The following is a 25,853-nucleotide window of genomic DNA, read 5'->3' as shown; positions in this document are numbered from 1 at the left end:
CGGATGCGTCAGCCGCGGACCGCGGGCACGTACCTGCGCCGCGTGCTCGTCGTCGCCTACCTGTTCCTGCTGGTCATCTGGCCCGTCGCCCTTGTGGTGCAGAAGACGTTCGAGGGCGGCCTGGACAACCTGCAGACCGCACTGTCCGATCCGGTCGTGACGGACGCGCTCCAGCTCACCGTCGTCGTCGCGCTGTGGGCGGTCGCGATCAACACGGTCTTCGGCGTGGGCATCTCGCTGCTGCTCGTGCGGTACGAGTTCCCGGGCCGGCGGATCCTGTCCGCCCTGATCGACCTGCCGCTCTCGGTCTCCCCCGTCGTCGTCGGTCTCGCCCTCCTGCTGGCGTACGGCGGCACCAACGGGACGTTCGGTCCTGCGCTCGAGGACGTCGGCCTGCAGGTCGCCTTCGCGACGCCGGGCATCGTCATGGCCACGGCCTTCGTCAGCCTGCCGCTCGTGATCCGCGAGATCGTGCCGGTCCTGCACGAGATCGGCACCGAGCAGGAGCAGGCCGCCAAGAGCCTCGGCGCCGGCGCGGTGCAGACGTTCCGCCGCATCACGCTGCCCTCGATCAAGTGGGCCCTCGTGTACGGCGTCGTGCTCAGCCTGGCGCGCGCACTGGGCGAGTTCGGCGCGGTCAAGATCGTCTCGGGCAACGTCGCCCAGCAGACCCAGACGGCCACGCTGGTCGTCGAGCAGAAGTACCAGGACTTCGAGCAGGGATCCGCGTACGCCACCTCGTTCCTGCTCGCACTGATCGCGGTCGCGGCGCTCGTCGTCGTGACCATCCTTCGACCCAAGGACGACACCGATGAGCATTGAGATCCGCGGCGTCAACAAGAACTTCGGCGACTTCGTGGCGCTGCAGGACATCGACCTGAGCATCCCGAGCGGACAGCTCACGGCCCTGCTCGGCCCGAGCGGCGGCGGCAAGTCGACCCTGCTGCGCATCATCGCGGGACTCGAGTCGTCCGACAGCGGCTCGATCGAGATCGAGGGCGTCGACGCGACCGGCGTCCCCGCGCAGAAGCGCAACGTCGGCTTCGTGTTCCAGCACTATGCCGCGTTCAAGCACATGACCGTGGAGAAGAACGTCGCCTTCGGCCTCGAGATCCGCAAGAAGCCCAAGGACGAGGTCCGGCGCCGGGTCGCCGAGCTGCTCAAGCTGGTGCACCTCGAGCAGTTCTCCCACCGCCTGCCCTCCCAGCTGTCCGGCGGCCAGCGCCAACGCATGGCCCTCGCGCGGGCGCTGGCGATCGAGCCGAGCGTCCTGCTGCTGGACGAGCCGTTCGGCGCGCTCGACGCCAAGGTCCGCAAGGAGCTGCGGGACTGGCTCCGCCGCCTGCACGACGAGGTCCACGTGACGACGGTGTTCGTGACCCACGACCAGGAGGAGGCCCTCGAGGTCTCCGACAACCTGGTCGTCATCAACGAGGGCCGCATCGAGCAGATCGGCACCCCGGACGACCTGTACGACCGCCCGGCCAGCGACTTCGTGCTGTCGTTCCTCGGCCCCGTCACCCGCCTCGGGGACCGCCTCATCCGCCCGCACGACATCGACATCACCCGCTACGAGCACGCCGCGACGGCGTCCGGCCCGATCACCCGCTGGACGCGTGTGGGCTTCGAGGTACGCCTCGAGGTCACCCCGACCGATGCACTGCACCCCGATCCGGTGCAGGTCGTGCTGACCCGGGCCGAGGCCACCGCACTGCAGCTGCACGAGGGCGACATGGTGTGGCTGCGCCCCCGCGTCGGCGCCGACCTGGTCCGGGCCTGACCACCCCCGCAGACGGCAAGGGCCCCGCCGGACGCTGATGCGTCCTGCGGGGCCCTGCGTCGTTCGGTCGAGCAGCGCGGACTAGAAGCCCATGCCGCCCATGTCGCCCATGTCCGGGGCGCCTCCGCCGGCCTGAGCAGGCTCAGGCTTGTCGGCGACGACGGCCTCGGTGGTGAGGAACAGCGCCGCGATCGAGGCTGCGTTCTGCAGCGCCGAGCGCGTGACCTTGGCCGGGTCGATGATGCCCGCGGCGATCAGGTCGACGTACTCACCCGTGGCGGCGTTGAGACCGTGACCCTCGTCGAGGTTCGCGACCTTCTCGGCGACGACTCCACCCTCGAGACCGGCGTTGACCGCGATCTGCTTGAGCGGGGCCGAAGCGGCGACGCGCACGATGTTGGCACCCGTGGCCTCGTCGCCCGTGAGCTCGAGCTTGGCGAAGACCGCAGCTGCGGCCTGCACGAGAGCGACGCCACCACCGGCGACGATGCCCTCCTCGACAGCAGCCTTCGCATTGCGGACGGCGTCCTCGATGCGGTGCTTGCGCTCCTTGAGCTCGACCTCGGTGGCCGCGCCGACCTTGATGACCGCGACGCCGCCGGCGAGCTTGGCCAGACGCTCCTGCAGCTTCTCGCGGTCGTAGTCGGAGTCGCTGTTCTCGATCTCGGCCTTGATCTGGTTGACGCGACCGGCGATCTGGTCGTCCGAGCCACCGCCTTCCACGATCGTGGTCTCGTCCTTGGTCGTGACGACCTTGCGGGCGGTGCCGAGCAGGCTCAGGTCGGCGTTCTCGAGCTTGAGACCGACTTCCTCGCTGATGACCTCGCCACCGGTGAGGATCGCGATGTCGGCCAGCATGGCCTTGCGGCGGTCACCGAAGCCGGGGGCCTTGACGGCGACCGACTTGAAGGTGCCACGCATCTTGTTGACGATCAGCGTCGCGAGGGCCTCGCCCTCGATGTCCTCGGCGATGATGACGAGCGGCTTGCCCGACTGCATGACCTTCTCGAGGACGGGGACCATGTCCTTGACCGACGTGATCTTGGAGTTGACGATCAGGATGTAGGGATCGTCCAGGACGGTCTCCTGACGCTCCGGGTCGGTGACGAAGTAGCCCGACAGGTGACCCTTGTCGAAGCGCATGCCCTCGGTCAGCTCCAGGTCGATGCCGAACGTGTTCGACTCCTCGACCGTGATGACGCCTTCCTTGCCGACCTTGTCCATGGCCTCGGCGATGATCTCGCCGACCGTGGTGTCAGCCGCGGAGATGGACGCGGTGGAGGCGATCTGCTCCTTGGTCTCGACGTCCTTGGCCATGCCGAGCAGCTGGGCCGAGATGGCCTCGACAGCGGTCTCGATGCCCTTCTTCAGACCCATCGGGTTGGCGCCGGCCGCGACGTTGCGCAGGCCTTCGCGGACGAGGGCCTGGGCGAGGACCGTAGCGGTCGTCGTGCCGTCACCGGCGACGTCGTCGGTCTTCTTGGCGACCTCCTTGACGAGCTCCGCACCGATCTTCTCGTACGGGTCCTCGAGCTCGATCTCGCGAGCGATGCTGACGCCGTCGTTGGTGATCGTGGGGGCGCCCCACTTCTTCTCCAGGACGACGTTGCGACCCTTGGGGCCGAGGGTCACCTTGACCGCGTCGGCGAGCTGGTTCATACCGCGCTCGAGGCCGCGACGGGCTTCCTCGTTGAAAGCAATCGTTTTTGCCATGTGTACGTTTCTCCGACTTGGTTGTCGACGTGGAAGACCAGACGATGCCCGCGACGGACGGCTGCGGCGTGCGGCGAACCCTTCTCGCCTCGGCCCACAACCTCATCGATCTGATCCGGTGCTCGGCAGCTGCGCTGCTAGCACTCTCACTATACGAGTGCTAATCCACCCAGCGCAATCAGGCCGGGGGGCCGACGTCGTACGTGAGCTCCGCGAACTGCCCGCGCTGGGCCACCGAGGTGAGCGTCAACCGGTCCGATCGCAGGTCGCGCGGCAGCAGCGGCGCCCCCGCGCCCAGGGTCACCGGCGCGATCGTCGTGACGATGCGGTCGAGCAGGCCGGCGTCGGCGAACTGCCCCACCAGGTCCCCGCCGCCCATGACCCACAGGTCGCGACCGCCCGCTGCGGCGACCATCTCGGCGTGGACCTCGGGCACCGGCGCCTCGGTGAACCGGATGTCGGCTCCCTGCACCACCGGGAGGTCGCGGTGCGTGAACACCCACGTGGGCCGGTCGCCGTACCACGCAGTCCACGTCGCTGGCCGCTCGAGCAGCGACTCGTGGTCGACGACCCACTCGTACGTCGTCGAGCCCATCGCCATCGCGCCGATGCCCGACAAGAAGTCGTTGATGCCGCCCTCCTCGTCGTCCGCGCCCGGCACGTCGAAGAGCCACTGCAGCGAGTTGTCCGGGGTGGCCAGGAAGCCGTCGAGCGTCGTCGCGGTGTTGTAGATCGTCGCCATCTCCGGACCGTACCCCCGCGGGCGGTGGATGCTCCACCGTATGAACGCGACATCGGGCTCATACGGTGGCGGATCCACCGCCCCGGGGGTGGCGCGGCGGTCAGACGGAGAACAGGAGGTACAGCCCTGTGAACGTGTAGGCGACCATCAGCACGAGCATCGCGAGCTGCCCGCTGAGCCGGTGCGCCCTGGGCAGCAGCACGAGGGCCCGGTCGTGGGCCGCGACGACTGCCAGCACGTGGCCGGCCACCACGAAGGTGACCTTGAGCGCCGCGAGCGTCGAGGTGTGCTCGGTGAGGAAGTACGAGACGTCCGGCTCCCCCAGGGGCGTCCACCCGCGCCCGAGCGGGTCGAGGAGCGCGTAGAACGCCGCCTGCCCCTTCTCGAGCAGGTACGTCAGGTAGTGCGCGAAGACGTAGCCGATCACGATCGGCACGAGCGAGTGCGCGAGCGCGCCCGGCATCGCCCGCCGCTGCGCGGACGTGACTCCCCCGGTCGCCATCGCCGCCGCGACGAACAGCACCCCCACGACGACGCAGAAACCCAGGAGCGTCGCGGAGTGCTGCAGGTCCGACAACGACTTGCGCTGCCAGAACGGCGAGGCGGAGAAGCTGTCGTACGCGGTCGAGCCCAGCAGGACCGCGAGCACCGCGACCAGCCCGGGAGCCACCGGCACGGTCGTCAGCCCCCGTAGCGGGTTGCGGGAGCGCCGGCCGCCGCGGACGACGGGCGACATCCGCGCGACGATCGCGCTGTAGACGTCGAAGGGATCGGCCCGGTCGAACCACCGCGGTCCGAAGGCGAGCCCGCCGGCCAGCATCGCGACGGCGTAGACCGCGACCCACGTGCGCACGCCCGACACGTCGCCCGGGTCGGGGGACGCCAGCTCGAGCCACACGAAGGCGAACAGGCCGATCGCAGCGGGCCAGTAGCCCAGGCGCTCGGGGTACGCCCAGCGGCCCCGTCCCGTGAGCGTGCGCCACGGCGAGAGATCGCGCCACACGTGTCCCGCGACCAGTGCCAGCGGCACCAGGCCCACCCACACGAAGATGTAGAACGCCTGGAGGCCGCCGTTCGACGGATCGGACGGGCCCGCGAACAGGGCCACGAGCACCCAGGCGGTCAGGAGCAGGCCGAGGGCCGCGAGCCACGGACGCCGCGGCGGCTCGGGGGCCGCGTCCTCGTCCTGGAACCGCGGCTCCTTCCACGCCAGCGCGAGCACCGCGAACGAGATCGTGAGCGCCCAGGAGGCGCCCACCATCGCGTAGATGAACGGGATCGGCAGATCGGTCGAGCCGCCGACGCCGTGGGCCGCGAGGCCTGCGCCGGGGGCTGCGGGCAGCGTCACGGACGGACGACGAGCTGCACGATCGTGGCACCGAGGTGGTGGGCCTCGACCGCGACCTGCCCGGGGGTGTCGACCGAGAACGTCTCGGAGATCGCGCCGCCCGCCGGCACCTCGAAGGTGTGCTCGGGGTCGGAGTGGACGTGGATCTCCTCTGCGGCGTCCGAGCTCACCTCGAGCGTGACCTTCTCGCCCACCCCGACCTCGACGCGCTCGCCCTGCGGGACCACTGTGCCGTCCTTGATCGCGACCTCGACGACCGTGCCGCGCTCGGCGTCGCCGAGCTCCTTCTGCGCCTTCTCCTGCTGCTCGGCCTGCTCCTGGGGCTGGGTGCGTGGCGCGTCACCGCCGAACGGCTGGGCTCCGTCGGAGTCCGATCCGCTGCACCCCGTCAGGAGCAGGACGGAGGCGAGCAGGGCAAGGGCGATCTTCATGCGTGGCCACTCTCTTCATGGGTCGTGGGAGGGGTCAGGGTCGGTCGGTGTCGTCGTTCTCGGCCGGGTCGAGGGCGCGCTCGATCAGCTCGCGCTCCTCCCGTTCCTCACGTCGGTCCTTGCGGGCGATGTAGAGGACGACCCCGACCACCACGACGGCCGGCACGATCGCCGGGATCGCGAGCAGCGCGACGTGGTGGGCCAGCAGGACGTCACCCAGCACCTGTGTGCCGTCAGGGGTCATGAGGTCAGGGTAGGTGCTGGATCGGACCCCGCGGCCTCGTGCTCCTCGATCCGGCGGGCGACCCGCGAGACCGAGACGCAGATGCCGATGATGATGGCGAGGCTGCACAGCAGGACGACCATGTTGGCGCCGGCCCACAGCACGGGCGAGCTGTCGTCCTTGCGCTCACGCTGCAGGATGTCGATCTCGGGGACGAACTCGCGCGTGAACGAGGCGGAGGCCGGGACCTCACCCACCTTGAGCGGCGCGTCCGCCGGCAGGAAGATCGGGACGGCCGCGAGCGTACGTCCGTCCTGCACGCGCAGGAGCGTCTTCCAGTTGCCGCCGACGGGGACCGGCTTGGTCGACTCGTACGTGCCGTCGCCCGTGCGGCGCAGGCGGTCGGTGACGACCCCCTCACCGCCGCCCTGCCACGCGGTGATCTGGACCCAGGTGGGGTCGTCGTCGGCGACGCCGTCGGACAAGGTCACCTGGGCGGTCACCTCGGGCTCCTCGGGGGTGCCGACCTGGGTCAGCGCGAACGTGGCCGACTCGTCCTTCGGGACCGTCGCGTAGAGGCCGTTGGCGACCGCGGCGGACAGGGCGAGCACCGAGGCGGTGACGATGACCCGGCCCACGTTCCTGTGCGGCAGCTGGCCCTTGAGGCCCATCGAGAACAGCGCTCCGCACAGGCCCGCACCGATCGCGACCGGGACGGCCATGAGCAGGCCCTCGACCCACATGTCCCGGGTCCACGCGAACTGGAAGACCTGGTCGTTCCAGAGCTTCTCGATGACCAGTCCGACCGTGCCGATCAGCAGGCCGCCGACCGCGCCGAACCACAACGGCTTGTCCTTGAGCCGGGACAGGGCGAGCAGCTCGATGAGGATCGCGCTGCCGAGGTAGAGCGGGAAGACGTGGTGGGCCTCTCCCATCACGTCGGTCACGAGGAAGGAGATGATGCCGCGCATCAGCAGGAAGAAGATCGCCGCACCGATCGCAGCGCCGGGCCCCACGTAGAGGCGCGCCGCCACGAGCGAGATGCCGGCCGCGGCCACGATCATCAGCGGCGCGAACACCATGCGGAACTGGGCGATGCCGAAGTCGAACTCGGCCTGGAACACCGACAGGCCGATCAGCAGCGCTCCGAACGCGACCGAGTTGAGCGTGGTCTTGAGCCAGGTCGGGATCGCCCGGCCCTGGGCGCGCATGTGGATCTCGGCCTCACGGTTCAGCAGGATGATGCCCGCGGTGGACAGGCCGGCGCCGCCGATGAGCATGAGGTGCGTGGGTCCCCACAGCGTCACGTCCTGGCCGAACATGCGGTGCCAGACGTCGTCGAGCGGGAAGCCGATCAGGGCGTACAGGCCGCAGGCCGCGATGAAGATGCCGCTCACGGGGGCGTACCAGTGGCGGGTGATGCGGACGGCTGCGATGCCGGGCTTCTCCCCGTCCCGCGGGTAGACGATCGCCGACATGCCCGCGACGAACAGGGCGAACAGCCCGTACAGGATCAGGTAGTGCGCGGGATTGGCCAGTGGTCCGGCGTCTCGTCCCCGGCCCGCGTGGAGGCTGACGTCCCACATGAAGCCGAGGAGCGCGACGATCAGCGAGCTCGCGACGAACATCGTCGGGATCGTGGACCAGCCGGGCTCGCCGTACTGCGCGCCGAGGCGCTTGCCGAGATTGTCGAACCAGTCGATGCGGTGGGTCCGGTGGGCCCAGGCGATGGCCAGCAGGATGCACGTGACCACGGTGGCGGCTACCGACAGGCCGATGACCTGACCGAGCTCGGCGCCACCGGTCGGGGCGGTGACGGGGTCAGCAGCGGAGATGAGCATACCGGGAGTATGTCAGTGCTCATGTGACATGGCAAGTGTCGTATAGGACGCGCTTCGCCGACACATGAAAGGACCCGGTCCCCCCGGACCGGGTCCCTGTGCTGCCTAGTGGCTGACGACCTCGTGGGCCTCGCGGCCCTTGGGCCCGTCGACCACCTCGAACTCGACCTTCTGGCCGTCCTCGAGCGTCTTGTAGCCGTCGGACGCGATCTTGGACCAATGGACGAAGACATCGTCCTGGCCCTCCACCTCGATGAACCCGTAGCCCTTGTCAGCGTTGAACCACTTGACGGTGCCATGCACCATGCCGCCACTCCCACCTGTCACAGATGCGAGCCCACCTGCCGAGGGCTCGATATGAAGAGCGTACCCGCCTCGGCGCCCTGCGGTCACGGCCGGTCCGCGAGCCCCGGACGGGTCAGCAACCCCCGGCGACGGCAGGGATGATCGAGACCTGGGAGCCGTCGGGCGTGGGGGTGTCCAGGCCCTGCGAGAACCGGACGTCCTCCTCCGCGACGTAGATGTTGACGAAGCGGCGCAGCTTGCCCTGCTCGTCGACGACACGCGCCTTGATCCCCGGGAAGCTGGACTCCAGCGACTCGATGACGTCGGTGAGGGTTCCTCCCTCGGCGGTGACCTGGGACTGGTCCTGCGTGTACGCGCGCAGGATCGTGGGGATGCGAACTGCAACTGACATGGGCGTGCTCCTCGGCTGGTGGGATCAGGTCAGACGATGTCGGCGTCGACGAAGGCTTGGTAGGTGGGGGCGATCGTGGCGGCGGGACCCACGAGGTCCGTGACGGCGTCGAGCGTCTTGAGGCCGTGCCCCGTGTTGATGACGACGGTCTCGAGCTCGGGGTCGAGCACCCCGCTCTCGACGAGCTTCTTCAGCACGCCGACGGTCGTGCCGCCGGCGGTCTCGGTGAAGATGCCCTCGGTGCGGGCGAGCAGGACGATCGCGTCACGCACCTCGTCGTCGGAGATGTCGGCGACGGCTCCGCCGGTCTCACGGCAGATGTCGAGCACGTAGATGCCGTCGGCCGGGTTGCCGATCGCGAGCGACTTGGCGATCGTGTCGGGGCGCACGGGCTTGATCGCGTCCCAGCCCTGACGGAACGCCTCCGACACCGGCGAGCAGCCCGTGGCCTGGGCGCCGTAGATCTTGACCGGCTTGTCCTCGACCAGGCCCAGCTTCACGAGCTCGCGGAACGCCTTGTGGACCTTGGTCAGCTGCGAGCCCGAGGCGACCGGGATCACGATCTGGTCCGGGAGCCGCCAGCCGAGCTGCTCGGCGATCTCGTAGCCGAGCGTCTTGGACCCCTCGGCGTAGAACGGGCGGACGTTGACGTTGACGAAGGCCCAGCCGTCCTCCTCGCCCGCGATCTCGCTCGCGAGCTTGTTGACGTCGTCGTAGTTGCCGTCGACCGCGACGAGGTTCTCGGTGTAGATCGCCGAGTTGACCTTCTTGGGGGTCTCCAGGTTGCTGGGGATGAACACGACGGTCTTGATGCCGGCCCGTGCCCCGGCCGCGGCCACCGCGTTGGCCAGGTTGCCGGTCGACGGGCAGGCGAACACCTTGCTGCCGAGCTCGCGGGCCGCGCTGAGCGCACAGGCGACGACACGGTCCTTGAACGAGTTGGTCGGGTTGGTGCTGTCGTCCTTGACCCACAGCCGTGACAGGCCCAGCTCGGCCGCGAGGTTGTCGGCCCGCAGGAGCCGCGTGAAGCCGGGCTCGAGGTTGGGGCTCGTCTCGATGTCGTCCGGGACAGGCAGCAGCGCCTTGTAGCGCCAGATGTTGGCCGGTCCGGCCTCGATCTGCTCGCGGGTCACGGCCGGGAAGTCGTACACGATCTCGAGCGGGCCGAAGCACTCGCTGCACACGTAGTGCGGGCCGAGCTCCTGCGTGGCGCCGCACTCGCGACAGGCCAGGCCGGTCGCGTGACCGAAGGCCCCTTCACGGACGACGGGACGGGTGGCGGCCTGGGTCGAGCTCTGGGCGGTGATGGTCACGCGTACCTCCGGGTCATCTTTCCCGGATCGACTGTCGTCCGGGACGGAATGAGCACCTGGTCGCATGTCGCGACTGGTTGCTGGGGTGTCGTCGGGCCGTGTCCCTCTACCCCTCTGGATGAGTGGCCCCAGCCTAGGCGGGCGTCTCACGATGTGTCTACTCCGTCCACATGGTGGACGATTGCCGTTCGGCATGCGGGCACGCCGCACCGCGTACGCGGCGAGACGGGTGCCTCTGCCAGGAAACCGGCGCCTCGCCCCGGTCGCAACGCGTGCGAGGCGACAGATTCCCAGGTTCTCCTGGGAATCCGCGGCCGGGAGTCAGACGTGGAGGTCGTCGGCGAGCTGCTCGAGCCAGTCCGCGACGGCGTCGGGGCCGTCGAGGACGACGTCGGCGCGCGCCACCAGGGCGTCCTGCTCGGTCGAGGCGGAGCAGATCAGGAGGCCCCCGACCCCCCGCTCACGCAGCGACTCGACCGCGGCGTACGCCGGCAGGTCGCCGAGGTCGTCGCCCGCGAAGATCACCTGGCGGGCGTCCAGGCCCTCGACCAGCAGGCGCAGCGCGTCACCCTTGTCGTGGCCCGGGGCACGCAGCTCGATCACCTGGCGACCCGGCTCGACCGCGAGCCCCAGCTCGGCGGCGAGCTCGGCGAGGGGGGCCGCGAGGGAGTCCAGCAGGCCCTCGCCGATGCCGCGCGTGTGGATCGCGATCGCGAGCCCCTTGTCCTCCAGCCGGGCGTCACCCGCCCCGCGCTCGGCGAGCCAGGACGGCAGGACGTCCGCGAGACGTCGGATCGCGTCCGGCCGGTCGGGCCGGGTCGTCTCGCCGTTCTCGGCGTCCCAGCGCTCGGCGCCGTACTGCCCGTAGATCACGAGGTGCTCCAGCCCTGCACGACCTTCGAAGCCGCCGAGCTCGAGCGCCTGCGGCACGGGGCGGCCGGTCACGATCGCGATCTGGCCGAGCACCGTCCCGAGCCTCGCGAGCGCCGCGACCGACCGCGGATGGGCGTACGCGCGGGTAGGGTCCTCGACGATGTGGGCGAGCGTCCCGTCGAAGTCGACGGCCAGCAGGGTGTGGCGCGGATCGGCCAGGACGGCGGCGCGGGTGGACGAGCTCATACCCCGATCATTGCGGGCCCGACAAGATGATCGTCAGCCGGTCCATCCTCATGGGTGCCACGCTGGGCAGGATGCGCTCGATCCCGACGTCCTGGCCGAGCTGCTCGGCCTGCGCCTTCAGACCCGGCGGGTAGTACACGGTGTTCGCCGGGATCGACCCGGTCCAGTTGCCGATGCCGCCGAGGGACCAGCCCGCCGCGGTCACCTTGGCCGAGAACGCCGCGGCCGCTCCCCCGATGCCGGAGTTGTTGAGCACCGACACGGGCGCGTCACGCCGGACCGCGGGCGCGCTCTCGGTGGGCGCCGCACTGGGCGTGGGCTCGGTGGTCTTCGTGCTCTTGGTCGGCTTGGGCGTCGGCTCGGTGGCGGACCCCGAGGAGTCGGGGGGCACGGAGATCGACGGTGTGGTCGGCGAGGCGACGGGGTCGTCGGAATCGCCCACGATCAGCAGCCCGAGCCAGCCGGCGCCGCCGATGCACAGCATCACGGTCAGGAGGATGGACCATCCCCTCGGCACGTATGCCTTGCGAGTCGGGACGTTCTTGCGGTGCGCCACCATGGCGCCTCAGAGATCGATGCCGAGGCGCCTGGCCGAGCGGCTGCGCTGACGCTGAGCGCGGAGACGACGCAGGCGCTTGACCAGCAGCGGGTCGAACGCGAGGGCGTCCTCCCGGTCGATCAGCGCGTTGAGGACCTGGTAGTAGCGGGTCGCGGACATGTCGAACTTGTCGCGGATCGCCTGCTCCTTGGCGCCGGCGTACTGCCACCACAGTCGCTCGAGCGCCAGGATCTCCCGGTCGCGGTCGGACAACGTCTCGGCGGTCGACGTGCCGGCGGCGTTCGACTTCTCCACGGCGCTCATGCCCTCATGCTAGGCCATGAATAACACGCATGTCATTCGGTTGGCGGGAACGCCCCGATGTGTCCACACTGCACCATGACCACTCGATGGGGGATCCTGGCCACCGGCGCGATCGCCACCAGCTTCGCGACCGACCTGGCGCTCGTCCCAGACAACGAGCTCGTCGCGGTGGGCTCACGCCGGCGTGAGGCCGCGACCGCGTTCGCCGAGCGATTCGGGGCCACCCGGGCACACGGCTCGTACGAGGAGCTGGCCGCCGATCCGGACGTCGACGTCGTCTACGTCGCGACGCCCCACTCCCGTCACGTCGAGGACGTGCTCATGTGCCTCGAGGCCGGCAAGGCCGTGCTGTGCGAGAAGGCCCTGACCCTCAACGGACGTGACTCCGCGGCGCTGGTCGCCGAGGCGCGCGAGCGCGGCCTGTTCTTCGCCGAGGCCATGTGGATGCGCACCCACCCGGTCATCCGTCGTGTCAAGGAGCTGGTCGCCGACGGCTCGATCGGTACGGTCTCGCAGGTGCGTGCCGAGCTCAGCTTCGCCGCACCCGCCGACAACGACCGCCTCTGGGACCCCGCCCTCGGCGCGAGCGCGCTGCTCGACGTCGGGATCTATCCGCTGACCTTCGCCCACCTGGTCCTCGGCGAGCCCGTCTCGATAGCCGCAGGAGGCGTGCTGTCCGACCGCGGCATCGACGTCAACGGCGGGGCGGTGCTCACGTACGCCTCGGGGGCCGTGGCCAGCATCTCGTGGACCCAGCTCGCGTGGGGCGACAACCGGGCCAGCGTCGCGGGCGACGCGGGCCGCATCGAGCTGCCCGGGCGGTTCCACCACCCGTCCGGTCTCACGCTCGTCCGTGGCGAGGAGGAGGTCACGGTCTCCGAGCCCGTCACGGGCCGCGGCTACGCCCACGAGATCGAGGAGGTCGCGGCGTGCCTGCGCGACGGCCGGACCGAGTCCGATCTGCTCCCGCTCGACGAGACCGTGTCGATCCAGCGCCAGATGGACGAGATCTTGTCCCAGCTCGGCGTCGCCGAGCGGTGACCTCCCACGATCCCCGCTAAGGTGATGCGCATGACCGACGGCTCCGCAGACTTCGTGGTCATTGCCAACCGCCTCCCTGTCGACCGGGTGTCCGCACCCGACGGCTCGACGATGTGGCGCACCTCCCCCGGTGGCCTCGTCACGGCGCTCGAGCCCGTGATGAAGCGCAACGGAGGGGCGTGGATCGGCTGGCACGGCGCGGCCGACGAGAAGGTCAAGCCCTTCGAGCACAACGGCATGCACCTCGAGCCGGTCCCGCTGTCGGAGCAGGAGGTCGCCGAGTACTACGAGGGCTTCTCCAACTCGACGCTCTGGCCGCTGTACCACGACGTCGTGGCGCCCCCGGAGTTCCACCGCGAGTGGTGGGAGTCCTACGTCCGGGTCAACCGCCGCTTCGCCGAGCGGGCCGCGAAGGTCGCCCGCGAGAACGCCGTCGTGTGGGTGCAGGACTACCAGCTGCAGCTCGTCCCGGCGATGCTGCGCGAGCTGCGGCCCGATCTGCGGATCGGCTTCTTCCTGCACATCCCGTTCCCTCCCACCGAGCTCTTCCAGCAGCTGCCCTGGCGTCGCGAGATCCTCGAGGGCCTGCTCGGCGCGGACCTCGTCGGCTTCCAGATGCCCGGTGCCGCGCAGAACTTCGTCCGCCTCGTGCGCCAGCGGGTCGGGCACAAGACCCACCGCGACATGATCTACCTGCCGGACGGTCGCACGGTGCTCGCGAAGGCGTACCCCATCTCGATCGACGCGGCCGGCTTCGAGGAGCTCGCTCGCACGCCCGAGGTCATCGCCCGCGCCGCGGAGATCCGCGAGAGCCTCGGCAATCCCCGCACGATGCTGCTGGGCATCGACCGCCTCGACTACACCAAGGGCCTGCGGCAGCGGCTCCGCGCGTTCGGCGAGCTCATCCAGGAGGGCTCGCTGCACCCCGACGACGCGGTGTTCGTGCAGGTCGCGACCCCCTCGCGCGAGCGCGTGCAGCAGTACAAGCTCCTGCGCGACGACATCAACCGCCTCGTGGGCCGCATCAACGGCGACGTCGCCCGCATCGGCCAGCAGCCGGTCACCTATCTCCACGCGTCCTATCCCCGGGCCGAGATGGCAGCGCTCTACCGGGCGGCCGACGTCATGGTCGTCACGCCCCTGCGCGACGGCATGAACCTGGTCGCCAAGGAGTACATCGCGTGCCGCTACGACGAGCGGGGCGCCCTCGTGCTGAGCGAGTTCGCCGGCGCCGCCTCGGAGCTCAAGCAGGCCTACCAGGTCAACCCGCACGACATCAACGGCATGAAGAGCATGATGCTCGCGGCGATCAACGCGAGCCCGCGCGAGAACGCGCGCCGCATGAAGGCGATGCGCAAGCAGGTCATGGAGAACGACATCGAGCTGTGGGCCAACAACTTCCTCGAGGAGCTCACCGCGACCCGCGACCCCCACGAGAAGAACCCGCGCCCGATCTGAGAACCACCCCGCCGACCCGGGCCGTGCGCTACAACTGACGCATGGCTGAGGCGCTGGCAGCGGGCACCCGCCGCGGGTACGCCCTCGGCAGCGTCGCGACCGGCACGTTCGGCACCGTGCCGGGCCTGCTGCTGCTGCCCTACCTGACGGACTCGCTCGGGATCGCCGCGGTGGTCGCCGGCTTCATCGTCTTCGTCCCCAAGGCCTGGGACGTCCTGCTCAACCCTGTCGTGGGACGCCTCAGCGACCGCTCCACCTCGCCCGGCGGGCGCCGGCGTCCGTTCCTGCTCCGGGGCGGACTGGCCCTCGCGGTCTGCTTCGCGCTGCTGTTCGCCGGGCCCACCGGCCCGACCTTCCTCGCAGGCGCCTGGGTGGTCTTCTGGTTCCTCGCGTGCGCCACGGCGTACGCGTTCTTCCAGGTCCCCTACGTCGCGATGCCCGCGGAGATGACGCTCGACTACGCCGAGCGGACCCGCTTGATGACGTGGCGGGTCATCGTCCTGGCCCTCGCGATCCTGCTGTCGGGGGCCACGGCCCCCATGGTCGTCAACGCCTTCGGCGGCGAGGAGACCGCCACGGGCTACCGGTTCATGGGCGTGTACGTCGCCGCGATCCTGACGGTCGGGGTGGTCGGCGCGTGGCGCGGCACCCGGGACGCGCCCGAGCACCGGGTCGAGACCGCAGGTGGCTCGCTGCGCGACCAGCTGCGCCTCGTCGGGGCGTCCCACGACTTCCGGGCCCTGCTCACCACGTTCGTGCTGCAGGCCGTGGGTGTCGGGGCGATGCTCGCGGGCGTCGCGTACGTCGCGGACGACCTGCTCGACTCCTCGGCCGCGGCGACGATCCTGTTCGCCGCCTTCGTCGCGCCCGCGCTGCTCGTGACGCCGCTGTGGGAGCGGTACGCGGATCGACGCGGCAAGCGCTCGGGCTACCTGATCTCCTCGGCGTTCCTCGTGGTCGGCGCCGCGCTGCTGATCGTCGCCCGCCAGGACCTCGAGGCGGTGGTGTACGCCGCCGCGGCCCTGGTCGGGATCGGCTACGCGGGCGCCCAGGTCTTCCCGATGGCGATGCTGCCCGACGTCGCGGCGCACGACGCGCGCACGTCCGGCGAGAACCGCATCGGCGTCTTCACCGGGGTCTGGACCGCGGGCGAGACCCTGGGCCTCGCGATCGGTCCGGGCCTCTTCGCGCTGATCCTCGCGATCGGCGGCTACGTCTCCTCGACCGACCACACCGCCGACCAGCCCGACAGCGCCCTGACCGCGATCGCGATCGGCTTCTCGCTGGTGCCGGCCGTTCTGATCGCCGCCAGCGTGCTGTTCCTGCGGCGGTACGCACTCGACTCCACCCGGACGACGACTCACCCGGAAGGCGACCGTGTCGACTGACGACCTCCTGCGCCGGCTCCAGCAGCTGCGCGCCCACGACCTGCCCACCCACGGCGGACGCACCCTCGCGTACGTCTACGACTCGGGCCTCGCCGACACCGACGAGCTCGGCAAGCAGGCGCTGGCGATGTACGCCTCGACCAACGGCCTCGACCCCACCGCGTTCCCCAGCCTGCTCGCGATGGAGAAGGACCTCGTCGCGTTCGCGCGGCCCCTGTTCCACGGGACCGCGGACACCGTGGGGACCGTGACGTCAGGCGGGACCGAGTCGATCCTGCTGGCCGTGCAGGCGGCTCGCGACGCACGCCCGGTCGCCGCGCCGGTCATGATCGTGCCCACCACGATCCACGCGGCGTTCGCCAAGGCGTCCCACTACTTCGGGGTCGAGCGTGTCGCGGTCGACGTGGACCCGGTGACGAGGCGTGCAGACCCGGTCGCGATGGCCGCGGCGATGGACGCGCACCGCGACCGGGTCGTGCTCGTGGCCGCGTCCGCACCGTCGTACGCCCACGGGGTCGTCGACCCGATCGAGGCGATCGCCGCCGAGACATCCGCACGAGGTCTGCGCTTCCACGTCGACGCGTGCATCGGGGGCTGGGTGCTGCCGTGGGCCGAGAGGCTCGGGCACGACATCGGGCCGTGGGACTTCCGGGTGCCGGGCGTGACGAGCCTGTCCGCGGACCTCCACAAGTACGCGTACACCCCGAAGGGCGTCTCGCTGCTCCTGCACGCGACGCCGGACCTGCGACGTCCGCAGTTCTTCGCCAGCGCCGACTGGCCCGGCTACACGATGCTCAACGCCACGACGCAGTCGACCAAGTCCGGAGGACCGCTCGCCGCCGCCTGGGCGGTCGTGCACCTGATCGGCGACGACGGCTATCTCGACCTGGTCCGCACGACCCTCGCCGGGACCGCAGCCCTCGTCGCCGGGGTCGAGGAGCAGCCGCACGTACGCCTGGTGACCCGGCCCGACTCGTCCCTGGTGACGCTCGAGACCGACACCGCGTGCGACGTCTTCACGCTCAGCGACGAGATGCTCGCCCACGGCTGGTTCGTGCAGCCGCAGATGTCGTTCCGCGACATGCCCGCGTCGCTGCACCTGACGGTGTGCGCCGCGACCGCACCGGCCGTGCCCGAGTTCTTGACCGCCCTGGCCGAGTCCGTGGACGCGGCGGTGGCCGCCGGGCCGATCGTGGTCGACGAGGATCTGCGCGAGGCCGCGGTGTCGATCGATCCGGCGACGCTGGACGACGCCGCGTTCGACGGCCTCCTGTCGCTGGCCGGTCTCGGCTCGGGGACCGGTGAGGTCACCGTCCCGGACCGGATGGCCCCGGTCAACGCGCTCCTCGACGTGGCTCCCCCGGCACTGCGGGAGGCGCTGCTGATCGCCTTCCTCGACCGGCTCTCGCGCTAGCGGAGGGCGGTCCGTGGATAGGGTCGGGGGATGACTGCCGACGAGCTCGACGCGTTCTGGTCGGTGGCACGCCACCAGACCCGCACCAATCCCGTGCCCGGCTACCTGGGGACGTTCTCCGGCGAGGCGCTCGTCCCACCGGCCTGGGCCTTCGGCGCCACGCCTGAGCAGGCCGACGAGCTCATCCAGCTCGTGCTGGACGGCACCAAGACCGCCACGGCCAGCGCCGAGTGGGACTACGTCCACGAGGACGAGCAGCTGCCCCGCGTCGGTGACCTCGCGATCGTCCTCGACGGCTCGCAGCACCCCCGCGCGCTGATCGAGGTCATGCGGGTCGACGTGGTGCCGTTCGAGACGGTCGATGCCGAGCACGCGCACCTCGAGGGCGAGGGCGATCGTTCGCTCGAGCACTGGCGCGAGGTGCACCGACGCTTCTTCACCGAGCACGCGAGCCATGATCGCGGCTTCGACCCGGCCATGCCGGTCGTCCTCGAACGCTTCCGCGTCCTCTACCCGCGGTGATCCGATGCCCACCTTTCACCATGCCGTGACCCTGACCGGCCGACGCGTTCGCCTCGAGCCCCTCACGCCCGATCACGCCGCGGGGGTGCTCGCCGCGGCCGACACGGACGAGGTCTTCCGGTGGCTGTCGTTCGAGCGTCCGAAGGATCTGCAGGCGGCCCGCGCGCTCGTCGACCGCTACCTGGACGATCCCGCGCTGGTGGCCTGGGCGCAGGTCGACACGTCCACGGGCCGCGTCGCCGGCCTCACGACGTACTACGACGTCGACGAGACCCTGCGCACCGTCGCGATCGGCTTCACCTGGCTGGGCTCGGCTCACTGGCGCACCGGGATCAACACCGAGGCCAAGCTCCTGCTGCTGACCCGCGCGTTCGACGATCTCGGCTGCGTCCGCGTGGTCTGGCACACCGACATCTTCAACGAGCGTTCGCAGCAGGCGATCGCCCGTCTCGGAGCCCAGCGCGAGGGGGTCATGCGCAAGCACCGGCTCCGCCGCGACGGCACGTGGCGCGACACCGTCCTGTTCTCGATGATCGACGAGGAATGGCCTGCCGCGCGGGCCCATCTGACGTCCCGTCTCGACCACTGACCCACGCGGCACCGGCGATCCGCGACAATGGTCCCGATGACAGACACCACGAGCGACTCCCTCCAGGACCTGCCTACCCTTCCCGGACAGTGGCGCGCTCGCGTTCCCGGCTTCTCCGACATCGACGCGCTGGTCGAGCTGCGCCGTCTCGACGAGCTGCAGGGCACCGGCGAGGCGCACATCGACCCGGCCGGCATCGAGTCCGAGGTCGCCGGCCAGGCGTCCTGGACCCGGCGCCAGATCGTCGCGGTGGGTGAGGACGACGTGCCGCGCGCCTGGATCACGGTGCACGACCGGGCTGCGGGCCGCGCGCTCGTGTGGGGCTACTTCGACCGCGACGTGCCCGAGGTCGACCAGATCGCTGCTGCGTTCTACGGCTGGGCCGAGTCGGCCGCGGTCTCGATGGCACGTCTGCGGGGCGTCACCGAGACCCGCCTCGACGAGAGCCCGTTCGCCGGCGACCACCGCCAGGCCGGCTGGCTCCGGGACGCCGGCTACGCCAAGCGGCGCACGTGGCTGCACATGGAGCGGCCGGTGGCGACTGAGGACGCGGCCCTCGAGCCGCGGGCCGGCGTGACCGTGCGCCGGGTCGAGCGGCACGAGAACGGTCTGCCGGTCGCCGCCGACCTCCAGGTCGTCCACCAGATGCTCGAGGAGTCGTTCGAGGACCACTTCAACTCCTATCGCGAGAGCTTCCCCGAGTTCGTCCAGCGGCTCCGCGAGGACCCGGGCCACAGCTGGGACCACTGGTGGCTCGCGTACGTCGATCCCGAGGACGGCGGCGATCCCCTCGCTGCCGGGACGCTCGTCTGCTCGGTCCTGACCGCGAAGGAGGGCGGGGCCGAGGGCACGTACGTCGAGTACATCGGCGTCAATCGGTCCGCACGGGGCCGGGGCGTGGCCAAGTCGCTGCTCGGCGTGGCCATTGCGGACGCTGCGGCCCGCGGCCGTGACCGGGTCGGCCTCGAGGTCGACGCCGACTCCCCCACCAAGGCCGACCAGCTGTACCTGACGCTCGGCTTCGAGACCGACTACGCGACCGACTCCTGGTTCAAGGACATCCGGATCGAGGACTGAGCACCGCCCGAGGTCACTCGGCCAGGCGGCCCCGCTTGTGCTCGAAGATCAGGTTGGTCTCGGTCAGGGCCACCTCGGGGGCCGAGCTCAGGTGGTCGACCACGAACGACCGCAGGTCCTCTGGATCCCGTGCCGCGACGTGGACGTGGAAGTCGTCCGCCCCGGCGAGGAAGTAGACGTTCAGCACCTCTGGCATTCCGGCGAGCCGGTCGGAGAACTCCGTGATCGCACCGCGGGCGTCGCTGCGCAGGCGCACCGCGATCATCGCCTGGATCGGCCTGCCCAGCCAGGCCGGGTCGACCTCGGCGTGGAAGCCCGCGATGACTCCGCGGTCGATGAGGCTGCGCAGGCGGGTCAGGCAGGTGGATGCGGCGATGCCGACCTTGTCGGCCAGCGCGTTGTTGGGCATCCGTCCCTCGCGGCGCAGCGCCGCGACGATGCGCTCGTCGATGTCGTCCAGCTCACGAACATCCTTCGCCACGGGCACTCCTGTCACCTCGGTTGCCTCACATGGTGCGGTCATCCCCGACTCTACAGAATCTTCTTCCGACCGTTGCCACGACATCCGTAGAACCTTCACCATGGGACAAAGCCCTTCGAAGGAGCGAATCATGCTGGTCGGCGTCCCCCGCGAGATCAAGAACCACGAGTACCGCGTCGCGATCACGCCCGCCGGCGTGCACGAGCTGGTCCGTCACGGCCACGACGTCGTGATCGAGCAGGGCGCAGGCCTCGGCTCCTCGATCACCGATGACGAGTACGTCGCCGCCGGCGCCAAGATCATGGACTCGCCCGACGACGTCTGGGCGTCCGCCGAGCTGGTGCTCAAGGTCAAGGAGCCCATCGAGCAGGAGTACGGCCGCATGCGCGCGGGCCAGACCCTGTTCACGTACCTGCACCTCGCGGCCAGCCGCGAGTGCACCGACGCCCTGCTCGCGTCGGGGACGACCTCGATCGCGTACGAGACGGTGCAGCTCGCCGACCGCTCGCTGCCGCTGCTCGCGCCGATGTCGGAGGTGGCCGGGCGACTGGCCCCCCAGGTCGGGTTCCAGCACCTGATGGCCAGCAACGGCGGTCGGGGCGTCCTGCCCGGAGGCGTGCCCGGCGTCTACCCCGCCGACGTCGTGGTGATCGGCGCCGGCGTGTCCGGCGTCAACGCCGCCGAGGTGGCACGCGGGATGGGCGCGCGGGTCGAGATCCTCGACCTCGACGTGACCAAGCTGCGCCAGGTCGACGCCCGCTTCGCCGGCATGATCACGACGGTCGCCTCCAACGCGTTCGCGATCGAGAAGGCGGTCCAGCAGGCCGATCTCGTCATCGGCGCGGTGCTGGTGCCCGGCGCGAAGGCCCCCAAGCTGATCAGCGACGACCTGGTCGCCACGATGCGACCGGGATCGGTGCTCGTCGACATCGCGATCGACCAGGGCGGCTGCTTCGAGAGCTCGCGGCCGACGACGCACGACGACCCGACCTTCCCGGTCCACGACTCGATCTTCTACTGCGTCGCCAACATGCCCGGGGCGGTGCCGCACACCTCGACGTACGCCCTCACGAACGTCACGCTGCCGTACGCGGTCGCGCTGGCCGACAAGGGCTGGCGCCGGGCCGTCACCGACGACGCCGCCCTCGCCGGCGGCCTCAGCACCCACGAGGGCAAGCTCGTCAACGGCCCCGTGGGCGAGGCCCTGGGCCTCGACGCCACCCCCCTCGCCGCCCTCTGACCGCGCCCCGCCCCGCCGCAGTTTCCCAGGAGATCCTCGGAAACTGGCGCCTCACCCCTGGTGCGCCCTGCGCGACGTGCAGGTTTCCGGGGTTCTCCTGGGAAACCTCACCCGGGAGGTCAGTAGCCCTGGTCGACGGGGACGGCTTGGCGGAGGGCCTTGTTGGAGGTCAGCGAGATCACGACGGCCAGGCCGGCTGCGGCCACGGTCACCGCGAACGCCGCGGTGTGCCCATGCTCGTCGGCGAGACGTCCGGCCACGGCCGCGCCGAGCGCGTAGCCGATGCCGGTCGCGCCGGCCAGCATCGTCATCGCGGTGCTGACCTTGCGCACCGGGACGAGGATGCCCGCGAGCGCGAAGTTGCTGATCATGTAGGGCGCGACGGCGAAGCCCATGAGAGCGATGACCGTGATGAGCGCCGGCAGCGAGTCGACCAGCAGCAGCGGCGCGGTCAGGATCAGCAGCCCGACCGAGGCGACGGCCATCCGGGTCGCGTACAGCACGCGCTCGGGCAGCCCCGTGATCGCCAGACCTGCGATGACGCTGCCGATCCCGAGGACCGCGTGGATGAGGCCCGCCAGACCCGCCTGCCCCTCGGCCGTGGCCAGGACCGTGGTGCCGGTCTGGACGCTGCCGAAGATCATGCCGATGCACAGCTGCGCCAGGACGAGGACCACGAACACGCCGGTCCACAGCGGCTCGCTCGTGACGCCGCCGGTGGCCGACCGGCGAGCGACCAGCGCGGACGTGGGGTGGATCGCGAACCACGAGCCGAAGATCGCCAGCAGAGCTGCCGCGGCGAGCAGCGCGCCGGACGGCTCGGCGATGATCGCGAGCACGCCGATCGTCGCCGGGCCCAGGACGAACGACGCCTCGTCGGCCGCGCCCTCGTACGAGAACGCAGCATCGACCAGTCGCCGCTGGTCACCCTTGTCCTTGGTGATCGGACGCCAGCGCACCCGCGCGAGCGGCCCGACCTGGGGGATCGCGAAGCCGGTGATGGCGGCCATCGCGAAGATCGCGACCCGCGAGGCGTCCGAGTCCGTCACGGCGACGATCCCGGCCAGGCCCGCCGCGCCCATGAGCGACTGGACCAGCACGACCGGACGCTGGCCGATGCGGTCGGAGAGCGCGCCGAAGATCGGTGAACCGATCGCGTTGGCGACCGCGAGGATGCCTGCCGCGGCGCCACCGACGCCGTAGCGGTCGGTCGCCTCGCTCACCAGGACGAGGACTCCGAGCTGGCTCATGGCAAGCGGAATTCGCCCGAGGAAGGCTACAAGGATGTAGGCGGGCCCGACGATCCGCAGGAGCGCGCGGTAGGAGGCAATTGCTGACACAGCCGGACCATCCTACGGTGCCCACCCCGACCTCCCCTCGGGGGCTACGCTCGTCCGGTGCCCCCCACCAGAGCCCGCCGCGCGACGTCCGGAGTCTTTGCGCTCAACGGCTTCGTCCTGGGCATGTGGGTCGTCAACATCCCGACGATCAAGGACCGCACGGGAGTCGACCAGGCCGATCTCGGGCTGATGCTCCTGGTCCTCGGCGCGTCCGCGTGGGTCGGCATGCAGCTGGCCGGACGGGCGATCGACCGCCTCGGCAGCCGACCCGTCGTGACGACGGCCGCCGTGGCCCTCGCGCTGACGATCCCCGGACCGGCGCTCGCGACGGACGGGCTCCAGCTCGTGCTCGCCCTGGCGGTCGTCGGCTTCTTCAACGGCATCGTCGACGTGTCGCAGAACGCGCAGGCGGTCGTGGTCGAGCGGGCGTACGGCCGCCCGATCATGTCGGCGTTCCACGCACTGTTCTCGCTCGGCGGCCTGGTCGCGTCGATCCTGGGCGGCACGCTCATCGCGCTGGACGTCGACGTGCGGGCGAGCCTGGCAGCAGCCGCAGTGCTCGGCGTCGTGGTCGCGCTCTCCCTGCGCCCGTCCCTCATCGCGGCACCCGCGGTGCACGAGGACGCGCCCCCGCGGGGTCGCGCACCGTGGACGTCGCGCGTGCTGCTGCTGGGTCTGCTCGCGTTCGCGCTTCTGCTGGGCGAGGGCGTCGCGTACGACTGGAGCACCGTGCACCTGCGCGACTCGCTCGGCTCGAGCGAGACCGTCGCGGCGTTCGCCTACGGGGCGTTCTCGATCACGATGACGATCGTGCGGCTGTTCGCCGACCGCGTCGTCGCCGCCTGGGGACCCGCGGTGTACGTCGGGCGGGCGGCGCTGGTGGGTGCCGCCGGCCTGCTGGGCGCCGCGCTCGCCCCCAACGCCGAGCTCGCGATCGTGGCGTGGGGCGTCTTCGGCATCGGCCTCGCGGGCTGTGTCCCGCAGTTCTTCTCCGCCGCGGGCAATGTCGACGAGTCCGCCTCGGGGACGTATCTCGCCCGCGTCACGAGCATGGGCTACCTGGGCCTGCTGGCCGGCCCGTCCGTGATCGGCCTGCTGACCCATTGGGTCCCTCTCACGACCGCCTTCGCGGTGCCCATCGTCGGCTGCCTCGCTGCGGGACTGCTGGCACCGCGCGCACTGGCACCGGCCACCTCCGAGGAGTCCCGACGATGAACCGACCTCTCCACGAGCTCATGGCGCCGGACTGGGCCGAGGCCCTCGAGCCGGTCGCGGACCAGATCGCCGCGATGGGGCAGTTCCTGCGTGAGGAGATCGCTGCCGGACGCTCGTACCTCCCGCAGGGCGACCTGGTCCTGCGGGCCTTCGCCGAGCCGATGGCCGACGTCCGGGTGCTCATCACCGGGCAGGACCCCTACCCGACCCCCGGGCACCCGGTCGGGCTGTCGTTCTCGGTGGCGCCGGACGTCCGGCCTCTGCCCCGCAGCCTGGTCAACATCTACGCCGAGCTGCAGGCCGACCTCGGCATCCCACCCGCGCCGTCCGGCGACCTGACGCCTTGGTCACGGCAGGGCGTCCTGCTGCTCAACCGCGTGCTGACAGTCCGCCCCGGCGAGTCCGCGAGCCACCGTCGCAAGGGCTGGGAGGCCATCACGGAGCAGGCGATCCGGGCCCTCGTCGCACGCGATGCACCCCTCGTCGCGATCCTGTGGGGCCGCGACGCGCAGAGCCTGCGGCCGCTGCTCGGCGACGTGCCCGCGATCGAGTCGGTCCACCCGAGCCCGCTGTCCGCATCGCGGGGATTCTTCGGCTCCAAGCCCTTCAGCAAGGCCAATGAGCTGCTCGTCGCACAAGGGGCCGAGCCGGTCGACTGGAGCCTCGCCGACCGATAGCCCGGGCGACGTCCGCAGGTCGGCACATGCGGCGAGGACCACTAGGGTGGATCCGTGGCTGAGAACCAGAGGATCCGAGATCGAGGCGTCGTCATCGACGAAGGCTTCGGCAACCTGCAACGGTGGGGTCTGCGCATCATCGTGATCGCCGCTGCGGCGTACGTCATCGGCTGGGGCATCGGCCACGTGTGGATCGTGCTGTTCCCGGTGTCGATGGCGCTCATCGTCTCCACCGTGCTCGGGCCCCCCGTCGCGTTCCTGCGGTCCAAGGGCTGGCCCTCCGCCCTGGCCGCGGCACTCGTCGTCGTCAGCTTCATCGCCGCCCTCATGGGTGTCATCGCGGTCCTCACCCCCCAGGTCGCAGGACAGGCCGGCGAGATCGCGTCCAACGCCACCGACGGCCTGCAGAAGGTCAGGGACTGGGTCACCGGCGAGCCCCTCAACCTCTCCGACGGCCAGATCTCCCGGGCGATCGAGGCCGTCCAGGAGAAGCTGCAGTCGAGCGCCACCGCGATCAGCTCGGGCGTCTTCTCGACCCTCAGCACGGCGACGTCCATCATCGTCAACATCATCCTCGTCCTGATGCTGACGTTCTTCTTCGTCAAGGACGGGCACAAGTTCCTGCCCTGGCTCAACGCCCTGGGCGGCCAGCGCACCGGCGCGCACCTGTCGGAGGTCCTCGGCCGGGTGTGGGCGACGCTGGGCGGCTTCATCCGCACCCAGACCCTCGTCGCGCTGATCGACGCGATCATCATCGGCGGCGGCCTGTGGATCCTCGGCTCGCCCTTGGCGGTGCCGCTCGCGGTCATCACCTTCTTCGGCGGGTACATCCCGATCGTCGGCGCGTTCGTCAGTGGCGCCCTGGCCGTCCTGGTCACGATCGTCACGAACGACTTCAAGGCGGCACTCATCGCCCTGGTGATCGTCGTCGCGGTCCAGCAGCTCGAGGGCAACGTGCTGTCGCCGCTGCTGCAGGGCAAGAACATGAATCTGCACCCCGCCGTCGTGCTGATGAGCGTCACCGCAGGCGGCTCGATGTTCGGCATCACCGGCGCATTCCTCGCAGTCCCCGTGGCAGCGAGCGTCGCGGAGATCCTGCGCTACGTCAACGAGCGCATCGACGACTCGGTGTCGGTGCTGGCTCCCAAGGAAGACGCCCGAGCGGCCGAACCGTCCAGGGACGACTGACCACTCCACGCCCACTCCCACGCCCGGGCGTGGCGGTGAGCCGCCGGAGGCACCTCGCCGGTAGCCGGTTCGTCGTCGACGCCGAAGGGGACGGACGATGAGGGTTTGCGGCAGCCCCAGCGACCCAGAACCCTCTTCCTCGGGTCGGGACCGG

27 protein-coding genes and 1 riboswitch are annotated in these 25,853 nt (G+C 70.5%); of the genes, 13 read left to right on the top strand and 14 right to left on the bottom strand.

Going from position 1 to position 25,853, the window contains the following annotated elements; all coding sequences use genetic code 11:
• The first annotated feature begins 3 nt into the window (after positions 1-3).
• Positions 4-822, top strand: coding sequence for a sulfate ABC transporter permease (locus GEV26_RS03170; protein WP_153651719.1), 819 nt, complete (start codon positions 4-6; stop codon positions 820-822).
• Entirely contained in the window at positions 812-1,780 is a 969-nt protein-coding gene (locus GEV26_RS03165; RefSeq protein WP_153651718.1) for a sulfate/molybdate ABC transporter ATP-binding protein, read from the top strand. The genes GEV26_RS03170 and GEV26_RS03165 overlap by 11 nt, the downstream gene beginning before the upstream one ends.
• 81 nt (positions 1,781-1,861) lie before the next feature.
• On the opposite strand, the gene groL is transcribed toward GEV26_RS03165, so the two are convergent.
• The 12 genes from groL to GEV26_RS03105 form a co-directional block, all read right to left on the bottom strand.
• Positions 1,862-3,493, bottom strand: a complete 1,632-nt coding sequence (groL, locus tag GEV26_RS03160) for a chaperonin GroEL (protein WP_153651717.1) — start codon at positions 3,491-3,493, stop codon at positions 1,862-1,864.
• A 178-nt stretch (positions 3,494-3,671) separates the two neighbouring features.
• Positions 3,672-4,235, bottom strand: coding sequence for a dihydrofolate reductase family protein (locus GEV26_RS03155; protein ID WP_153651716.1), 564 nt, complete (start codon positions 4,233-4,235; stop codon positions 3,672-3,674).
• 100 nt (positions 4,236-4,335) lie between these two features.
• Positions 4,336-5,583: a hypothetical protein gene (locus GEV26_RS03150; protein ID WP_243838884.1), complete on the bottom strand. Its 1,248-nt coding sequence runs from the start codon at positions 5,581-5,583 to the stop codon at positions 4,336-4,338.
• Entirely contained in the window at positions 5,580-6,014 is a 435-nt protein-coding gene (locus tag GEV26_RS03145; RefSeq protein ID WP_153651715.1) for a hypothetical protein, read from the bottom strand. Before GEV26_RS03145 ends, GEV26_RS03150 begins: the two co-directional genes overlap by 4 nt.
• A gap of 34 nt (positions 6,015-6,048) precedes the next feature.
• Positions 6,049-6,258, bottom strand: a complete 210-nt coding sequence (locus GEV26_RS03140; protein WP_153651714.1) for a hypothetical protein — start codon at positions 6,256-6,258, stop codon at positions 6,049-6,051.
• Positions 6,255-8,078 carry a hypothetical protein gene (locus GEV26_RS03135; protein WP_153651713.1) on the bottom strand — a complete coding sequence of 608 codons (1,824 nt, stop codon included), beginning with the start codon at positions 8,076-8,078 and terminating at the stop codon, positions 6,255-6,257. The genes GEV26_RS03140 and GEV26_RS03135 overlap by 4 nt, the downstream gene beginning before the upstream one ends.
• Positions 8,079-8,183: 105 nt before the next feature.
• Entirely contained in the window at positions 8,184-8,384 is a 201-nt protein-coding gene (locus tag GEV26_RS03130; RefSeq protein ID WP_153651712.1) for a cold-shock protein, read from the bottom strand.
• Positions 8,385-8,496: 112 nt separating this feature from the next.
• Positions 8,497-8,775, bottom strand: a complete 279-nt coding sequence (locus GEV26_RS03125) for a MoaD/ThiS family protein (RefSeq protein ID WP_153651711.1) — start codon at positions 8,773-8,775, stop codon at positions 8,497-8,499.
• A 29-nt stretch (positions 8,776-8,804) separates the two neighbouring features.
• Positions 8,805-10,088, bottom strand: coding sequence for a threonine synthase (gene thrC, locus GEV26_RS03120; RefSeq protein WP_243838883.1), 1,284 nt, complete (start codon positions 10,086-10,088; stop codon positions 8,805-8,807).
• A gap of 10 nt (positions 10,089-10,098) precedes the next feature.
• Positions 10,099-10,213: riboswitch (SAM riboswitch) on the bottom strand.
• A gap of 196 nt (positions 10,214-10,409) precedes the next feature.
• Complete coding sequence (gene otsB, locus GEV26_RS03115; protein ID WP_153651710.1) at positions 10,410-11,207, bottom strand: trehalose-phosphatase; 798 nt, start codon at positions 11,205-11,207, stop codon at positions 10,410-10,412.
• A gap of 7 nt (positions 11,208-11,214) precedes the next feature.
• A complete protein-coding gene (locus tag GEV26_RS03110) occupies positions 11,215-11,763 on the bottom strand; it encodes a LytR C-terminal domain-containing protein (protein WP_153651709.1) in 549 nt (182 codons plus the stop codon).
• Positions 11,764-11,772: 9 nt separating this feature from the next.
• Positions 11,773-12,069 carry a DUF3263 domain-containing protein gene (locus tag GEV26_RS03105; RefSeq protein WP_153651708.1) on the bottom strand — a complete coding sequence of 99 codons (297 nt, stop codon included), beginning with the start codon at positions 12,067-12,069 and terminating at the stop codon, positions 11,773-11,775.
• Positions 12,070-12,144: 75 nt separating this feature from the next.
• On the opposite strand from GEV26_RS03105, the gene GEV26_RS03100 reads away from it, so the two are divergent.
• The 7 genes from GEV26_RS03100 to GEV26_RS03070 are packed head-to-tail and all read left to right on the top strand — an operon-like array spanning position 12,145 to position 19,558.
• On the top strand, positions 12,145-13,110 hold the full coding sequence (locus GEV26_RS03100) for a Gfo/Idh/MocA family protein (RefSeq protein ID WP_194839950.1): 966 nt from the start codon (positions 12,145-12,147) through the stop codon (positions 13,108-13,110).
• Between the two features lie 30 nt (positions 13,111-13,140).
• A complete protein-coding gene (locus GEV26_RS03095; protein WP_153651706.1) occupies positions 13,141-14,568 on the top strand; it encodes an alpha,alpha-trehalose-phosphate synthase (UDP-forming) in 1,428 nt (475 codons plus the stop codon).
• 41 nt (positions 14,569-14,609) lie between these two features.
• Positions 14,610-15,956 (top strand): MFS transporter, encoded by a 1,347-nt coding sequence (locus GEV26_RS03090; protein ID WP_153651705.1) that lies wholly within the window; start codon positions 14,610-14,612, stop codon positions 15,954-15,956.
• The gene (locus GEV26_RS03085) at positions 15,946-17,370 is read left to right on the top strand and encodes a pyridoxal phosphate-dependent decarboxylase family protein (protein ID WP_153651704.1); all 1,425 of its coding nucleotides are present in this window, start codon (positions 15,946-15,948) and stop codon (positions 17,368-17,370) included. Before GEV26_RS03090 ends, GEV26_RS03085 begins: the two co-directional genes overlap by 11 nt.
• Before the next feature lie 30 nt (positions 17,371-17,400).
• Positions 17,401-17,892, top strand: a complete 492-nt coding sequence (locus tag GEV26_RS03080) for an ASCH domain-containing protein (protein WP_153651703.1) — start codon at positions 17,401-17,403, stop codon at positions 17,890-17,892.
• Between the two features lie 4 nt (positions 17,893-17,896).
• Complete coding sequence (locus GEV26_RS03075; protein WP_153651702.1) at positions 17,897-18,481, top strand: GNAT family N-acetyltransferase; 585 nt, start codon at positions 17,897-17,899, stop codon at positions 18,479-18,481.
• Between the two features lie 36 nt (positions 18,482-18,517).
• Entirely contained in the window at positions 18,518-19,558 is a 1,041-nt protein-coding gene (locus tag GEV26_RS03070; protein WP_243838881.1) for a GNAT family N-acetyltransferase, read from the top strand.
• Positions 19,559-19,571: 13 nt separating this feature from the next.
• Here GEV26_RS03070 and GEV26_RS03065 read toward each other — a convergent pair whose 3' ends face one another.
• Positions 19,572-20,039 (bottom strand): Lrp/AsnC family transcriptional regulator, encoded by a 468-nt coding sequence (locus GEV26_RS03065; protein ID WP_243838880.1) that lies wholly within the window; start codon positions 20,037-20,039, stop codon positions 19,572-19,574.
• Positions 20,040-20,169: 130 nt separating this feature from the next.
• Here GEV26_RS03065 and ald point away from each other — a divergent pair, with 130 nt between their 5' ends.
• Entirely contained in the window at positions 20,170-21,279 is a 1,110-nt protein-coding gene (gene ald / locus GEV26_RS03060) for an alanine dehydrogenase (RefSeq protein WP_153651699.1), read from the top strand.
• A gap of 119 nt (positions 21,280-21,398) precedes the next feature.
• Here the strand turns inward: ald and GEV26_RS03055 are convergent, their stop codons facing one another.
• Positions 21,399-22,529: an MFS transporter gene (locus GEV26_RS03055; RefSeq protein ID WP_243838878.1), complete on the bottom strand. Its 1,131-nt coding sequence runs from the start codon at positions 22,527-22,529 to the stop codon at positions 21,399-21,401.
• Between the two features lie 147 nt (positions 22,530-22,676).
• On the opposite strand from GEV26_RS03055, the gene GEV26_RS03050 reads away from it, so the two are divergent.
• Genes GEV26_RS03050 through GEV26_RS03040 form a run of 3 tightly spaced genes read left to right on the top strand, consistent with a single transcriptional unit; the run spans position 22,677 to position 25,699 of the window.
• A complete protein-coding gene (locus GEV26_RS03050; protein WP_243838877.1) occupies positions 22,677-23,834 on the top strand; it encodes an MFS transporter in 1,158 nt (385 codons plus the stop codon).
• Positions 23,831-24,511 carry a uracil-DNA glycosylase gene (locus GEV26_RS03045; protein WP_153651697.1) on the top strand — a complete coding sequence of 227 codons (681 nt, stop codon included), beginning with the start codon at positions 23,831-23,833 and terminating at the stop codon, positions 24,509-24,511. Before GEV26_RS03050 ends, GEV26_RS03045 begins: the two co-directional genes overlap by 4 nt.
• Positions 24,512-24,565: 54 nt before the next feature.
• Positions 24,566-25,699 (top strand): AI-2E family transporter, encoded by a 1,134-nt coding sequence (locus tag GEV26_RS03040; RefSeq protein ID WP_153651696.1) that lies wholly within the window; start codon positions 24,566-24,568, stop codon positions 25,697-25,699.
• Positions 25,700-25,853 lie beyond the last annotated feature (154 nt).

The organism is Aeromicrobium yanjiei (assembly GCF_009649075.1).
Classification (GTDB): domain Bacteria; phylum Actinomycetota; class Actinomycetes; order Propionibacteriales; family Nocardioidaceae; genus Aeromicrobium; species Aeromicrobium yanjiei.
This window is presented reverse-complemented; position numbering and strand designations above follow the sequence as displayed.